This window comes from Xanthomonas sp. BRIP62415 (assembly GCF_003993515.1).
Lineage (GTDB): Bacteria > Pseudomonadota > Gammaproteobacteria > Xanthomonadales > Xanthomonadaceae > Xanthomonas > Xanthomonas euroxanthea.
In genome coordinates this window covers 157266-172946 of record NZ_QEZH01000025.1, presented here as the reverse complement: position 1 = coordinate 172946, position 15681 = coordinate 157266, and the positions used below count along the sequence as shown (strand labels likewise).

Here is a 15681-nt window from a genome sequence, read left to right as displayed (position 1 = left end):
TGGCGCCTCGCGCTTTTTTGGATATAAGCCCATGACGCTGACCCAACTTCGTTATCTGGTCGCCATCGCCGATGCCGAGCTCAACATCACGCTCGCGGCCGCGCGCGTGCATGCGACCCAGCCCGGTCTGTCCAAGCAGCTCAAGCAGCTGGAGGACGAGCTGGGCTTTCTGCTGTTCGTGCGCAAGGGGCGCAGCCTGGATGCGGTGACACCGGCCGGCGTGGAAGTGATCGAGCGCGCGCGCTCGGTGTTGTCGGAAGCCAACAACATCCGCACCTATGCGGCCAACCAGCGCCGCGAGAGCCAGGGCCAGCTGACCCTGACCACCACCCATACCCAGGCGCGCTTCGTGCTGCCGCCGGCGGTGGCACAGATCAAGCACGCCTATCCGCAGGTCAGCGTGCATCTGCAGCAGGCCGCCGAAAGCGCGGCGCTGGACCTGCTCAGCCAGGGCGATGCGGATATCGCGGTGGTCAGCACCGCCGGTGGCGAACCGAGCGCCGGCATCGCGGTGCCGCTGTATCGCTGGCGTCGGCTGGTGATCGTGCCGCGCGGCCATCCACTGGACCAGGCACGTGCCGCGCCGGACATGCAGGCCCTGTCTCAGCACCCGTTGATCAGCTACGAATCCTCCACGCGGCCGGGCTCCTCGCTGCAGCGCGCGTTCGCGCAGGTCGGGCTGGAGCCGAGCATCGCGCTGACCGCGCTGGATGCGGACCTGATCAAGACCTATGTGCGTGCCGGCCTCGGCGTTGGCCTGGTGGCGGAGATGGCGGTCAGCGCCAGCGACGAGGACCTGCGCGCCTGGCCGGCACCGGCGCCGATCGCCGAGTGCATCGCCTGGGCGGTGCTGCCGCGCGACCGCGTGCTACGCGACTACGCGTTGGACCTGGTGCATGTGCTGGCGCCGCAGATCGACAAGCGCGACCTGCGCCGCGTGCTGGACGGCAACCAGGCCCCGGCCTGGCCATTGCCGCCAACCTGGGAATCCCTGACCCAGACAATTACCAGCTGAAACGCCTGTCGAAGATTGCAGCGCGCATCGACCACGCTTGCTCACGACGTCTGCGGGGTTTGCGAGAGGGCTTCGTCACTGAGGGGCGCTTGCGCGCGTACCGGCATGGGACACGCCGCAAGTACGTCCATGTAGGCTCTGGCGCGGCATCCATGCCGCTCAAGGTCCCACACCGGCACGCGCGCAAGCACCACCGGGTGTTGTCGGTGGCTGCAGGTAAAGCAGGGGCATTGCCTGCCAGTCAGCTGCGGTGACGAGTTGAGGCGTGATGCCGCGTCCGGTTGCGCCACCGCGCATCGATCGCCCCCGCAGGCGATGGCTGCCGGTGCTGGTTGCGGGCGCTTGCGCGCGTACGGGCATGGGACACGCCGCAAGTACGTCCATGTAGCAACTGTGCAACTGCATCACGCTGGCTGTCGGTGTTCGGAATCGATGGCGACAGTTCGTACACTGCGGTCTGCGTGCAGGGTGTACCGACCCGGTTCACTGCACGTGCTCCCCGTTCGCCACTGTGAGGCGCTGAAACCGATGACCGAGCCCCTGCGTCCACCACTGAGCCGGCTGTGGTTACCCGATCAGGATGGCGGCATGGCGTTGCAGCTGTCGGCAAGCATCGAGGGACGCGAGCATGCGGTACTGACGGTATTGGCTGATGCCCGGGACGAGTCGCTCTGGGTGGCAGTGCAGGCCGATGGCGCCCAGGTGCAGATTCCGCTGGCGGTGTTGCGCCAGTTGCTGGAGGTTGCGGCAGACGAGGTGCATTCGGCGGACTGGTTCGCACGCCAGGATGCGGCCGATTCGGAGGATTGAGACGGTCGACGATGATCGGCGAAAGCAATCGCAATGCTGCGCCGCAGCGCCCGCTTTCCAGAAAAACCATCGTGTTATCAATGGCCTGGCCAAACGCCTGCGCCGACTGGATTGCACGCTGTCGGTGATTCTCCCTACAGGTGTCAGGGTGGCCGCGGCGGTGTGGTCTGGCCGCGTCAAGTTGGGCGCTGCGCTGTCGTAAATCCTTGTAGCAACCATGACGCGACACTCTCGAACGTCCAGGGGTGGACGGCGCGGGACCGGCGATGCGGTACATCGCATGGCCGGTCTGTTTGTCGGTGTCGTCAAGCGGTTGCCAGCGCTGTCGCAGCACCGTTGCGCGAGGCTGCGCACGGGAACGACCGGCGCACCCGGGTCCCTGGGGAGAGACCTGGCGTGCTTGGCGGCGGAGTCGGGTCGGGAGCCCGGGTCCGCCTTTTTTTTGCGCTATCGACCGGAGCGTGCCGGTCTGCGCAGCGCCAGCAAGCCAGCGCCATCTGCTGCGCGGTGGCGGCGGTCTGGCGCGGCGCTGCCGAGCGCCGTTGTCAGGCCAGCGGGATGCGTACCGAAAAGCAGGTGCCGCCGCTTGGGCGGGGGCGCACATCCACTTCGCAGCCCAGGGTTTCGGCGGTGCGGTGCACGATCCACAGGCCGATGCCCAGCCCGTCGCTGCGCGGGTCGGCCTGGCGGAAGGCCTGGAACACCTGTTCGGGGTGGTCCAGGTTCAGGCCGATGCCGCTGTCGATGATTTCCACCACCGCATGGCCGGGGCGACGCCGGACGCCGACCAGCACGCGTCCGCGTTCGGTGTACTTGACCGCATTGCCGATCAGGTTGCCGAGCAAGGTGGTCAGCAGCGTGGGATGGCTGCGCACGCGTAGCGAGGTGGGTACATGGCGCAAGGCCAGGCACTTGTCGATCGCCGGTTGCCGCCACACGCCCAGCACCGCATGCAGTACATCTTCCAGTGCCAGCGGCTGCAGATCCGGCGAGGCGGTCTCGCTGGCGGCGGCCAGGGTGGCCAGCTCGTCGAGGTTGCGTGCCACCAGATTGATCGCATCGCGCGCGGTGACCAGGGTCGGGATGGAATCGACGTTGGCATGCCGGCGCATCTTGTCGATGGCATAGGCGGCGGTACGCAACGGGGTCTTCAGGTCGTGCCCGGCGATGGCCATCAGGCGACTGCGGTAGCGGTCGGATTCTTCGGCCACCTGCAGCGCGCGGCGCAGCTCCAGCTGCGCCATGGTCTGGCGCGCCAGTGCGCGCAGCGCATCGACCTGTTCGTCGCTGAGTTGGCGCGGCTGCCGGTCGAGCACGCAGACCGTGCCCAGCGGGAGGCCTTCGCTGGTCTTGAGCACGGCACCGGCATAGAAATGCAGCGGTGCCTCGCCGGTCACCAGCGGATTGCGTGCGAAGCGCACATCCTGGCGTGTGTCCGGCACCACCAGCACGTCGCTGTCGAGCAACGCATGCGCACACATCGACTTGAACAGCGGTGTTTCGCGCTCGCCCATGCCGATTTCGCTCTTGAACCACTGCCGGTCGGCATCCACCAGGCTGATCAGCGCGATCGGGGTCTGGCAGATGATCGAGGCCAGCCTGGTGATGTCTTCGAACGCGGCCTCGCGCGGCGTGTCGAGAATGCCGTAGCTGCGCAGCGCCTGCAGGCGCAATGCCTCGCTCGGCGGCTTGGCAGCGCAGGGAAGGGGCTCGGCCGCTTGATCGGACAGGACGGTGCTCATGCGCGCGCAGGATGACAGGAGTGATGTACAAGCATAGGGCATGCCAGGGCCGGCCACGTAGGCGCTGTCATGTCCACTGCCGGAACTGTGACTACCGGCCTCGACAACCGCCGTGCATGGCCTTCCACGGTTGCCCCTGTGTGTCGGCGCGGTTCGGGGGCGGGCGTGGACTCCGCCATCGGCCCTTGTGGTGGGCAGGGTGAGCGGTGCCGGCGGGTGCGACAAGCGGTCGCGCACCGGCCGCCACCATCGCCCCCGCGGCATGTGGCGGCTTACACTCGCGCAATGCCCTCGCTCCGTCGCCACCCCTGCCTGCATCTGCTTGCCTGTCTGGCAGTGCTGCTGATGCTGGTGGCGCCGCTGATCAGCCGCTGGAGCCAGGCGCCGTCGGTCGAGCCGATGTGCATGAGCGGGCCGGTGCTGGACGCGGGCGGTTCGCTGCATGCGGACCATCACGCCCTGCCGGCACAGGCAGCCGCGCATCAGCATCCCACCGCTGCATCGCCAGACAAGCCGCACACCGGCGAGCACGCCACCATCCACGGCGAAGCCTGCGATTACTGCGTGCTGGCCGCGCGCCTGCTGCCGTGGCTGGCGCTGTTGGTGTTGTGCCTGCTGCACCGGCTGTCGGCGCCAGCGCCGGTGCACCGGCAGGCACGCCCGGCAACGATGGTGCGTTGGGCCGCACTCGGGGCACGTGGGCCGCCGCTGCACGCGTGAGTCTGGCCCCATTGCGGGCGTCCGCTGCGGTGTGGCGATTGCGTGCCCGATCGTCTGGCACGCCTGCACGCAGTTGCACGGACGCCCCGTCTTCCTGAAGTGATGCCTGTGCCCGCCGTCATGCCGCGGCGCACGGCGGTGTTGCCGTGCCGGCACGGCAAAGGGGTGGTCATGTGGTTGCGATTATTGAAAACGCTGTGGTACGCGCCATCGTTGGCGCTGGTGTGGGGGCCTGCCTGCACTGTGCAGGCGCAGGATGCGGCATTGACCCTGGGCAAGGTGCAGGTGAGCGCGCAACCCCAGCGCAGCCCGAGCACGGCACGCGTGCTGAGTTCGGTGGATGTGATCGGTGGCGAGCTGCTGCACGATCAACACGTGGACTACAGCTGGGAGCTGTTGATGCGTGCGCCGGGCGTGCAGGTCACCCAGTTCCGCATGGGCACCGATGCGGGGCGGTTCTCGTTCCGTGGTTTCAATGGCGAGGGGCGCATCAATGCGGTGAAGCTGCTGATCGACGGCATCCCCAGCAACGACAACGCCGGCGGCATGCCGTATCTGGATGCCGTATTTCCGCAGGACATCAGCGCGATTGAGATCGTGCGCGGTACCAACGATGCGCGCTACGGTCTGCATGCGATCGCCGGCAGTGTGGATGTGCTGACCCGTACCGGCGGCAACGATGGCCGGCTGAGCGTGACGACCGGCAGTTTCGGTGCGCGCGAGGTGCAGCTGGGCAAGGGTTTCGAACAGGGCGCGTGGAGCCAGAACTATGTGCTGGCCTGGCGCGACTCCGATGGCTATCGCGAGCATGCCGACGCGCGCAAACGCAGCGTGGCCGGCAAATGGTTCTATACCGACCCCGATGGCGCATTCCGGGCCGGGCTCACCACGCGGTACTACGACAATCATGCGCTGGAAGCGGGTTATCTGGATGCAGCCACTGCGCTTGCGGCGCCACGCAGTTCGCCGGGCTATGCGCAGGACGACCGCAGCGAACGCCAGCTGCGGCAGACCGCGTTGCATGCGGACGGCACACTGGGTGCCGCTGCGCAGTGGAGCGCCAAGGCCTACCAGAACGACTACCGCAATCGGCGTTGGGTGCGCTTTTCCGCCGCCGGCCTGCAGCAGGAACGCAATACCGACGAAACCCACCGCGGCCTGCTGTTGCGCGGCAACTGGCAGCCGGATTCGGGCGCGCTGGCGGCCAATCTCGAAGCCGGCGTGGACGCGCAATGGCAGGACAATCAGTCGCAGCGTTACCGCACCGTGGCACGGGTGCGGGGTGCGCAACTGCGTGACTGGGAGTACACCCTGCGCACGCGCGGCGCCTATGTGCAGGCGGTGCTGACGCCGATCGAGCGGCTGCAGCTAGTGCCCGGCTATCGCATCGACCGCGTCGCCGGGCAGCTGCACGATGTGCGTGCCGGTATTTACGCACCGACTTACGACTACGGCACCATCAAACAGCCCAAGTTCAGTGCCAGCTACCGGTTGGCCGGGCAGAGCAGCATGTACGCCAACTGGGGGCGGACGTTCCAGATCGGCAGCGGCGATGGTGCGTACCGGCGTCAGCCCGGCAATCTGGGCCCGTCGATCAACGACGGTTGGGAAGCCGGCTTCAAGTTCGCGCCATCGGCGGTGATGGACGGCCGCCTGGCGTTTTGGGAGCAACGCGCCTCCGGCGAGGTGGCCACCATTCTGGGCGTCAATGGCGTGGCCGGTGCCGGCGATGTGGCCAATGTCGGGCGCACGCTGCGCCGCGGCTGGGATGCGCAACTGAACCTGCAGCCGGCCGAACACTGGCGGGCCTGGATGTCGTATTCGCGGCAAAAGGCCAGCATCGCCACGCCGGACCCGAGTGCGCCGGCCACGCGCGGCAAGGAGATCGAGAACGTGCCGCACTGGCTGGCCACCGCCGGGCTGGAGTGGCAACTCACTGCGGCCGTGCAGCTGAGCGCCTGGGGCACTGCGCAGGGCGATTATTATCTGGAGCGCAGCAATACGCTGGGCCGCACCGGTGGTTACGCCCTGCTCAATCTGGGCGCGCGCTGGAATGTGGATGCGCGCAATGCGCTCAGCCTGCAGCTGCGCAATGTCACCGATCGCGCCTACGTCTACGCGTGGTACGACACGGGCAGTTCCGGCTATTCGCCTGGTGATGGACGTGCGCTGTCGCTGTCGTGGGACTGGAGCTTCTGATGCGCGCGATCATGGTCGATGACAGCGTCACCGAACCGCGCCGGGATGGCCGCTGGCGCTTCTATCGCGCGGTGTGGCGCTGGCATTTCTATGCCGGCTTGCTGGTGTTGCCCTTCATCGTCTGGCTGGCGCTGACCGGTGCGGCGTTTCTGTACCAGGATGCGATCGACCGCAGCGTGCACCACGGCTTGAAGGTCGTGCCGGTAGGCGAGGTGCGGGCGCCCGCGCAACGCCTGGTCGATGCGGCGCAGCGCAGGTATGGCGGCACCCTGTTTCGTTACACCACGCCCAGCCGCGCCGATGCCAGCGCCGAGATCGGACTGGTCGATACGCACGGTGCGCGGCAGGTGGTGTATGTCGACCCCTACCGCGCGCGCGTGCTTGGCACGCTGCCCGAGCATGGCACCCTGGCCTGGACGATTCGCCGGCTGCACAGTCTCGCCCTGGTCGGGCCGTCCGCGCGCGGGTTGATCGAAATGGCGGCCGGCTGGGCGATCGTGCTGGTGCTCACCGGCGTGTATCTGTGGTGGCCGCGCGGGCGCCGCGGTGGGGTGGTCAGCGTACGCGGCAAGCCCGCGCAACGGCTGTTCTGGCGCGATCTGCATGCGGTCACCGGCGCGGGCGTCGGTGCGGTGTTGCTGTTCCTGGCACTGACCGGGATGCCATGGTCGTGGCTGTGGGGCGCGCAGGTCAATCGCTGGGTCAACGGGCAGGACATCGGCTACCCGGCCGGTCTGCGGGTGCAGCAGCCGATGTCGCAACAGCGCTTGTCCGAGACGACCGATCCGGCGTGGTCGTTGCGGCAGGCGCGTATGCCGGAATCTGTGGTGCCTGGGCGTGGAGCCGTGGGGGTGGATGAGGGGTTGCATGACGGGCGGGCGGGTGTGACGCTGGCGGATGCGGAACACGCGGAACACGCGGAACACGCGGAACACGCGGAACACGCGGAACACGCTGAACAGCCAAGCCCGTCAGAACACGCGGTGCAGTCGGAACATGCCGCCCACGGCGGCACCGGTCATGTCGCAGCGCCGGGTCGCGGTGCAATCGGGCTGGATGCGGCGATGGCGCGCTTCGACGCACTCGGCATCGTGCCGGGCTACAGCGTCTCGCCGCCACATGGTGCCGCCGGCGTGTACACCGCTTCGGTGTATCCGGCCGACCTGCAGCATCAGCGCGTGATCCATCTGGATCAGTACAGCGGCGCGGTGCTGCTGGACATGCGTTATCGCGATTACGGGCCGGTCGGACGCGCGCTGGAATGGGGCATCAACGTGCATCTGGGCCAGCAATACGGCACGGCCAATCAGCTGATCCTGTTGCTGGCGTGCGCGGCGATCGTGCTGCTGTGCGTGAGCGCGGCGGTGATGTGGTGGAAACGTCGCCCGGTCGGCGGCCTGGGCGTGCCGCCGTTGCCGGCAGATCCGCGCACGCTGCGCGGTCTGCTGGTGCTGCTGGCGATCTGCGGGCTGATCTTCCCGCTGGTCGGGGTGTCGTTGGTGCTGATGTGGGTGATGGATCGCTACTGGATGCAGCGCAATCAGGCGCGTGTTCCCGCGCCATGAGCACGTGCGCGTCACCTCAATGCGCTGTGGACTCGCCAAGGCAGGGACGCGCTTGGCGGTGTGTGCATCGGGAAACTCGACGCATGGTGGTGCATGCAAGCTTCGTAACGAGCGCGCGATGCGTGGTGCTCAGATGTCCTCGTGGATGCCGCACTCGCGCTTCAGCCCGAAGAAGCGCGTGTCTTCTTCGCGCATGCCCGGTTCCCAGCGGCGCGTGGTGTGGAAGTCGCCGATGGACACGTAGCCTTGTTCCCACAGCGGGTGATACGGCAGGTCGTGCGCCTGCAGGTACTGCCACACGTCGCGGTCGGTCCAGTCGGCAATCGGGCTGACCTTGTAGCGCTCGCCGCGCTTTTGCACGATCGGCGTCTGTGCACGTCCGCCGGACTGGCTGCGGCGCAGGCCGGTGAACCAGGTGCCCACGTTGAGCTCGTCCAAGGCGCGGCGCATCGGCTCGACCTTGCGCAGGTTGTTGTACTGGTCGATGCCGACCATGCCCTGTTCCCACAGGCGGCCGTGGCGCGCCTCCATCCAGGCACGGCTGACCAGCGGGCGATAGACCTTGAGGTTGAGCTTGAGCCGGTCGGCCAGCGCGTCGGCAAACCGGTAGGTTTCCGGGAACAGGTAACCGGTATCGACCAGGATCACCGGAATGTCCGGGCGCTGCCGGGTGAGCAGGTGCAAGGTGACCGCCGACTGCGCGCCAAAACTGGACGACAGCGCCGCCTCCTGGGGGCCGTGCTGCAGTGCCCAGGCCACGCGCTCGTCGGCGTGCAGGCCCTCCAGCTGCGCGTTGAGCGCGTCCAGGTCGTCCAGCGCGGATGCAGTGATCGAAGCAGCGGGCAGCGCGGTCATGCGAGCAGTTCCAGGTCGAGGTGACGGTGTGTGGGGTAGGGCGGCAGCGCGATCAGGCCGCTGCGGTGCAGGAAGTCGCCGAAGCCTTCGTCGCCGGCCTGGTCGCGTTCGGCCGCATAACGCGCCAGCAGCGGCTCGAGCGCGGCGAGGATGTCCGCTTCGGTGATGTTTTCGCGGTACAGCGTGTTCAGGCGCTGGCCGCGGCGATCGCCGCCCAGCATCAGGTTGTAGCGGCCCGGTGCCTTGCCCACCAGCGCGATCTCGGCCAGATACGGGCGCGAGCAGCCATTCGGGCAGCCGGACAGGCGCAGCACGATCGGGGTGTCGGCCAGTCCGTGCTGTTCCAGCACCGGCTGCAATGCCGCACTGAAGTCGGGCAGGTAGCGTTCGGCCTCGGCCATCGCCAGGCCGCAGGTCGGCAGCGCCACGCAGGCCATTGCGCCGCGTGCCAGCGCGGTGGGCGCGCGATTGCCGGCATCCAGGCCGTACTGGGCGACCAGGGCATCGATGCGTGCGCGCTCGCTGGCCAGCACCCCGGCGATGACCAGGTTCTGGTTGGGCGTCATGCGGAACTGGCCGACGTTCAATTGCGCAATCGCCCGCAGGCCGCTCAGATGCGCGGCGGTGTCGGTATCGGCGATGCGCCCGGCCGGCAAGGCCAGGGTCAGATGCGACAGGCCGTCGTCGCCCTCGACCCAGCCGTAGCGGTCACCATTGTGCTCGAACGCGAACGGCCTGGCAGGTTGCAGCGCAACGCCGGCACGGCGTTCGATCTCGGCCACGATGGTGTCCAGGCCATGATCGTCGATGGTGTACTTGAAGCGCGCGCGCTTGCGCACCGCACGGTTGCCGAAGTCGCGCTGGGTGGTGACCACGGCGGTGGCCACCTCCAGCAACTGGTCGCGGGTGACAAACCCGATGACATTGGCCACGCGCGGCCAGGTTTCCGCATCGCCGTGGCTGGCGCCCATGCCGCCGCCGATGCTGACGTTGTAGCCGAGCAACTCGCCCTCGCGCAGGATCGCGATGAAGCCCAGATCGTTGGCGAACACGTCCACATCGTTGAGCGGCGGCGCGGCGAAACCGATCTTGAACTTGCGCGGCAGATAACGATCGCCGTAGATCGGCTCTTCTTCGCTGCCGGAGCCGGACACGCGCTCTTCGTCCAGCCAGATCTCGTAATACGCCCGGGTATTGGGCAACAGATGCTCGGACACCCGCGCGGCATCGGCATACAGCGTGGCATGCGCCTGCGACAGCAGTGGATTGGCAGCGACCTGCACGTTGCGATTGACATCGCCGCAGGCGGCCAGCGTGTCGATCAAGGTGGCATTGATCGCCTGCATGGTCGCCTTGAGTTCGCGCTTGATCACGCCATGGAACTGGAACGCCTGGCGCGTGGTGATGCGCAGCGAATGATTGGCGTACCGCGTGGCGATGTCATCCAGCGCCAGCCATTGCGTGGGCGAGATCACCCCGCCCGGCGTACGCGTGCGGATCATGAACTGATACGCCGGTTCGAGCTTTTGCCGACGCCGCTCATCGCGGATATCGCGATCGTCCTGCTGGTAGCTGCCGTGGTACTTGATCAGGGTCTGATCGTCCTCGCGCAACGCCCCGGTCACCGCATCGGCCAGGCTCTGTTCCAGCGACCCGCGCAGACGGCGACTTTCGGATTTGATGTCTTCGACGGAATGGGTCATGGGAATCGGGAGTCGGGAATGGGGAATCGTAAGAAGCGGCTTGGTCTGCCGGGAGAATTCAGTTGCGGGCTGTACCGATTCCCGATTCCCCACTCCCGATTCCCGGCCCTAATAGACATCGCGCGCATACCGCCCCTCCACCTGCAGCTGGGTGAGATACGCCGCGGCGGCTTCCGCATCCAGGGCGCCGTGGGTGGCGACGATGTCGAGCAGGGCGGCGTGCACGTCCTTGCCCATGCCGATGGCGCCGCAGACGTACAGGTGCGCGCCGCCCTGCAGCCAGGCATAGACCTCGGCGCCGCGCGCGCGCAGGCGATGCTGCACGTAGATCTTTTCCGCCTGGTCGCGCGAGAACGCGACTTCCAGCGCGTGCAGTTCGCCGCGCTGCAAGGCCTGCTGCCATTCGGCCTGATAGAGGAAATCGGTATTGAAATGCTGGGCGCCGAAGAACAGCCAGTTGCGGCCCTTGGCGCCGGTTTCGGCGCGTTCCTGCACGAAGCCACGGAACGGCGCCACGCCGGTGCCCGGGCCGATCATCAGGATGTCGCGATCGGTATCGGCCGGCACCCGGAAGCGCTCGTTCGGCTCGATGTAGACCGGCGCGGTATCGCCTTCGCGCAGTGCGGCAAGAAAGCCGCTGGCCGAGCCCAGGTGCGCATGCCCGTGCGCCTGGTAGGTGAGTTCGTCCACCACCAGATGCACTTCCTCGCCCACGCGCTTGCGGCTGGAGGCGATCGAGTACAGGCGCGGGGTGAGCGGACGCAGCGCGGCCAGCAGGCTGGCATGGTCCCAATCCGCCGGCCAGCGTCGCAGCACGTCGATCAGCTGGTGATCGGCGAGTAGTGACGCCAGGCCGGCGGTCTGGGTCGGGGTGAGCAGCGCCTGCAGCTCGTCGGCGCGTGCACGCTCGGCATGGGCGGCCAGCAGCGGCCGCGACAGCTTGGTCAGTTCGCGCCGGGTGGCCAGCCACTCGTGCAAGGCCAGCGTCTCTTCGCCGACGGTGACCGCGGCATGACCATCCAGGCGCAGCGTCTGCAGCACCGCATCCACCAGCGCGGGCGGATTGCGATGGCGGATGCCCAGCGCATCGCCGGGCTCGTAACTCAGGCCGCTGCCTTCCAGCGAAAATTCCAGATGCCGCACGCGCTTGCCGGGCTGTGCGTAGACGCGAAAGCCCGGGCCCTTGAAGTCGCGCCCACTGATGATCTGGCTGGCCAGCAATTCGGCAGGGAAGGGCTGCTGATGCGACCACACCGGCGCGGCCGCGCTGCTGCGCAACGGCGTGATGGTGGCCGATGGCGGGCCGCTCTTGAGGTGTTCGCGTGCGTGCTTGAGCGCTTGTGCGCGCCAGGGCGCAGCGACGCTGTCGATATCCAGATCGGCTTCGCCGCGTGGCTGCACGCGGCTGCCGCCAAGTTCGGCCAGACGGTCGTCGATGCGGCGGGCGATGCCGCAGAATTCCGCGTAACTGGAATCGCCCAGGCCCAGCACCGCGTACCTGAGTTCGGGCAGCTTGGGCGCGCGGCGGCTGGCCAGGAATTCCACCAGCCCGATCGCATCGTCCGGCGGGTCGCCCTCGCCCTGGGTGCTGATGACCACGTAGAGCAGCCGCTCGCTGGTCAGTTCGCGGGTGGGGTACTGGTCGGCGCGCAGCAGGCGCACGCTCAGGCCGGCGGCCTCGGCCTCGGCTACCAGCTGCTCGGCTTCCCGGCGGGCATTGCCGGTCTGGCTGCCGTACAGCACGGTCAGGCGCTGGCTCTCCTGCGCCGGCGCATGCGGCTGGCCGCCCGGCAACACCGCCAGCGAGCGCGGCGGCTGGCCCTGCGCCAGGCCGGCGGTGTAGCCGGACAGCCACCACAGCGACGCGGCATCCAGGCCGTCGACCAACCGTTCCAGCAGCGCCTTGCGCTCGTCGGGCAAGGGGCTGGGCGGTAGCGCGGAACTGGCGGCGGTCATTCGGATCCAGGGCGGTTGATGAGACCAGCGATGTTAGGGATGCGTTGCCGCGGCCAGAAAGGATGAGCCGTTATCGCGTTATGCCGGCCGCTTATTTGGGTGCGGGCGGCCGGCGCCACACACTGCGGCGCCTTGCCCTACCATCGGCTGGTCTGCCCCGCCGACGCCCACGACACCCCGATGACCCTGTTGCCGCTGTCACACCTGGATCGGCTCGAGGCCGAAAGCATCCATATCCTGCGCGAGGTCGCCGCCGAATTCCGGGCCCCGGTGATGCTGTATTCGGTGGGCAAGGACAGCTCGGTGCTGCTGCACCTGCTGCTCAAGGCCTTCGCGCCGTCGCCGCCACCGATCCCGCTGCTGCATGTGGACACGCGCTGGAAGTTCGGCGAGATGATCGCCTTCCGCGACCGCCGCGCGGCCGAGACCGGCGTGGACCTGCGCGTGCACATCAACCCCGACGGTATCGCCCAGGACGTCGGCCCGATCAGCCACGGTGCGGCGGTACATACCGACATCATGAAGACCCAGGGCCTGAAGCAGGCGCTGGAGCAGGGCGGTTTCGATGCGGCGATCGGCGGGGCGCGCCGCGACGAGGAGAAATCGCGCGCAAAGGAGCGCGTGTTCTCGTTCCGCAACGCGCGGCATCGCTGGGACCCCAAGAATCAGCGCCCCGAGTTGTGGAACCTGTACAACGCGCGCACCAGGCCCGGCGAAAGCGTGCGGGTGTTTCCGCTGTCCAACTGGACCGAGCTGGATATCTGGCTGTACATCTACCGCGAGGCGATCCCGGTGGTGCCGCTGTACTTCGCCGCGCCGCGCCCGGTGGTGGAGCGCGACGGCGCCTGGATCATGGTCGACGACGACCGCCTGCCGTTGCACCCGGGCGAGACGCCGCAACTGCGCTCGGTGCGCTTCCGCACGCTGGGCTGCTATCCGCTGACCGGCGCGATCGAATCGACCGCAGACACGCTGGAAGCGGTGATCGCCGAAATGCTGGTCAGCACCAGCTCCGAACGCCAGGGCCGCATGATCGACCATGCGCCCGGTGCGTCGATGGAGCAGAAGAAGCTTGAGGGGTATTTTTGATGGGCAGGGAATCGGGATTGGGGATTGGGGATTCGCAACAGCAGTTTGCTGCAGACGTTACGACGGAGGAGGACGCCTTTGCGATTCCCGATTCCCGAATCCCGATTCCCGGCGCCATCGGCGCCTACCTGCATCAACACGAATCCAAGCCGCTGCTGCGCTTCATCACCTGCGGCAGCGTGGACGATGGCAAGAGCACGCTGATCGGGCGGTTGCTGTACGACAGCAAGCGCCTGTTCGACGATCAGCTTGCCGCGCTGCAGAGCGATAGCCGCCGGCATGGCACGCAGGGCGAAGGGATCGACTACGCGTTATTGATGGACGGGCTGGCCGCCGAGCGCGAGCAGGGCATCACCATCGACGTGGCGTACCGCTACTTCGATACCGACCGGCGCAAGTTCATCGTCGCCGACTGCCCCGGGCATGAGCAGTACACGCGCAACATGGCCACCGGCGCATCCACTGCCGATGTGGCGGTGGTGCTGGTGGATGCGCGCAAGGGGCTGCTGGCGCAGACGCGCCGGCACAGTTACATCGTGTCGTTGCTGGGTATCGGCCACGTGGTGCTGGCGGTCAACAAGATGGACCTGGTGGACTACGACGCGCAGGTGTTTGCCGACATCGTCGAGGGCTATCGCGCGCTGGCCGCACAGTTGGGCATTGCCGATGTGCAATGCATTCCGTTGTCGGCACTGGCTGGCGACAACCTGTCCAGCCCATCGACGCGGATGCCCTGGTACCGCGGCCCGCATCTGCTGCAGCATCTCGACACCGTGCACGTGCAGGCGCCGGAAGCCGGTAGCGGCTTCCGGCTGCCGGTGCAGTGGGTCAATCGTCCCCACCAGCACTTTCGTGGCTATGCCGGCACCATCGCGGCCGGGCAGGTGCGCGTGGGCGATGCCGTGGTGGTGGTGCCGTCCGGGCGCCGCACGCAGGTGGCCTCGGTGCTGGATGCCAACGGCGAGGTGGACAGCGCACGCGCCGGCCAGGCGGTCACGTTGACCTTGCGCGAGGAGATCGACATCAGCCGCGGCGACATCATCGCCGCCGTCGACGACCCGCCGGAAGTGGCCGACCAGTTCGCCGCGCATCTGCTGTGGATGGACGATGCCGCCTTGCTGCCGGGCCGCCCGTACTGGCTCAAGATCGGCACGCGTAACGTCACCGCGAGCATCAGCGAGATCAAGCACAAGGTCGATGTGAACACGCAGGAGCGGCTGGCCGCCAAGCGGCTGGAGCTCAATGAAGTGGGCTACTGCAATCTGGCCCTGGACGAGCCGATCGCGTTCTCGCCGTATGCGCGCAACCGCGTGCTGGGCGGCTTCATCCTGATCGACCGGCAGAGCAATGCCACCGTGGCCGCCGGCACGCTGGAGTTCGCGCTGCGCCGCGCCGGCAACGTGCACTGGCAGCACCTGGATGTGGATCGCGCCGCGCGTGCGCGCATCAAGGGCCAGGCGCCGCGCGTGCTGTGGTTCACCGGCTTGTCGGGCGCGGGCAAGTCCACGGTCGCCAACCTGGTCGACAAGCGCCTGCATGCGCTGGGCTATCACACCTTTATCCTGGACGGCGACAACGTGCGCCACGGGCTCAACCGCGACCTGGGCTTCACCGACGAAGACCGGGTGGAAAACATCCGCCGCGTGGCCGAGGTGGCGCGGCTGATGGCCGATGCCGGCCTGATCGTGCTGGTGAGCTTCATCTCGCCGTTCCGTGCCGAGCGGCAACTGGCGCGCGAGCGGTTCGACGACGGGGAATTTGTCGAGGTATTCGTGGACGTGCCGCTGGCGGTCGCCGAGGCGCGCGATGTGAAGGGGCTGTACCGCAAGGCACGGGCCGGGCAGATTCCCAACTTCACCGGCATCGATTCGCCCTACGAGGCACCGGAGGCGCCGGAGATCCATCTTCACGCCGATGGTGAGAACGTGGAGGCGCTGGCGCGCCATGTGCTCGAGTTCCTCGACTTGGAACGCTGACCAGCGCATCGCGCCGACGACAGCAAGGGTCTTTGGTCATGGTGCAAAGCA

Annotated in this window: 11 protein-coding genes; 7 read left to right on the top strand and 4 right to left on the bottom strand. The window is 67.6% G+C overall.

All coding sequences use genetic code 11. The annotated features are described in order from the left end of the window. The first annotated feature begins 31 nt into the window (after positions 1-31). Complete coding sequence (locus EO141_RS12285; RefSeq protein ID WP_104583691.1) at positions 32-1015, top strand: LysR family transcriptional regulator; 984 nt, start codon at positions 32-34, stop codon at positions 1013-1015. A gap of 528 nt (positions 1016-1543) precedes the next feature. Then, positions 1544-1825: a hypothetical protein gene (locus EO141_RS12280; protein WP_119131050.1), complete on the top strand. Its 282-nt coding sequence runs from the start codon at positions 1544-1546 to the stop codon at positions 1823-1825. A gap of 545 nt (positions 1826-2370) precedes the next feature. Here EO141_RS12280 and EO141_RS12275 read toward each other — a convergent pair. Next, positions 2371-3567, bottom strand: coding sequence for a GAF domain-containing sensor histidine kinase (locus EO141_RS12275; protein ID WP_104583689.1), 1197 nt, complete (start codon positions 3565-3567; stop codon positions 2371-2373). 285 nt (positions 3568-3852) lie between these two features. On the opposite strand from EO141_RS12275, the gene EO141_RS12270 reads away from it, so the two are divergent. The 3 genes from EO141_RS12270 (at position 3853) to EO141_RS12260 (ending at position 8051) form a co-directional block, all read left to right on the top strand. Next, entirely contained in the window at positions 3853-4287 is a 435-nt protein-coding gene (locus EO141_RS12270) for a DUF2946 family protein (RefSeq protein WP_127169329.1), read from the top strand. 195 nt (positions 4288-4482) lie between these two features. Next, the gene (locus EO141_RS12265) at positions 4483-6486 is read left to right on the top strand and encodes a TonB-dependent receptor (RefSeq protein ID WP_164739187.1); all 2004 of its coding nucleotides are present in this window, start codon (positions 4483-4485) and stop codon (positions 6484-6486) included. Further along, positions 6486-8051 carry a PepSY domain-containing protein gene (locus tag EO141_RS12260; RefSeq protein WP_127169327.1) on the top strand — a complete coding sequence of 522 codons (1566 nt, stop codon included), beginning with the start codon at positions 6486-6488 and terminating at the stop codon, positions 8049-8051. The genes EO141_RS12265 and EO141_RS12260 overlap by 1 nt, the downstream gene beginning before the upstream one ends. A gap of 129 nt (positions 8052-8180) precedes the next feature. Here EO141_RS12260 and EO141_RS12255 read toward each other — a convergent pair whose 3' ends face one another. From EO141_RS12255 to EO141_RS12245, 3 genes are all read right to left on the bottom strand, one after another. Further along, positions 8181-8906 (bottom strand): phosphoadenylyl-sulfate reductase, encoded by a 726-nt coding sequence (locus EO141_RS12255; protein ID WP_104583686.1) that lies wholly within the window; start codon positions 8904-8906, stop codon positions 8181-8183. Then, a complete protein-coding gene (cysI, locus tag EO141_RS12250; RefSeq protein WP_104648894.1) occupies positions 8903-10609 on the bottom strand; it encodes an assimilatory sulfite reductase (NADPH) hemoprotein subunit in 1707 nt (568 codons plus the stop codon). The genes EO141_RS12255 and cysI overlap by 4 nt, the downstream gene beginning before the upstream one ends. A gap of 108 nt (positions 10610-10717) precedes the next feature. Continuing rightward, the gene (locus EO141_RS12245) at positions 10718-12565 is read right to left on the bottom strand and encodes an assimilatory sulfite reductase (NADPH) flavoprotein subunit (RefSeq protein ID WP_127169326.1); all 1848 of its coding nucleotides are present in this window, start codon (positions 12563-12565) and stop codon (positions 10718-10720) included. Between the two features lie 180 nt (positions 12566-12745). Between EO141_RS12245 and cysD the strand changes: the two genes are divergently transcribed. After that, positions 12746-13654, top strand: coding sequence for a sulfate adenylyltransferase subunit CysD (gene cysD / locus EO141_RS12240; protein ID WP_104583683.1), 909 nt, complete (start codon positions 12746-12748; stop codon positions 13652-13654). Further along, positions 13654-15630: a sulfate adenylyltransferase subunit CysN gene (gene cysN, locus EO141_RS12235; RefSeq protein WP_127169325.1), complete on the top strand. Its 1977-nt coding sequence runs from the start codon at positions 13654-13656 to the stop codon at positions 15628-15630. Before cysD ends, cysN begins: the two co-directional genes overlap by 1 nt. Positions 15631-15681: the final 51 nt, after the last annotated feature.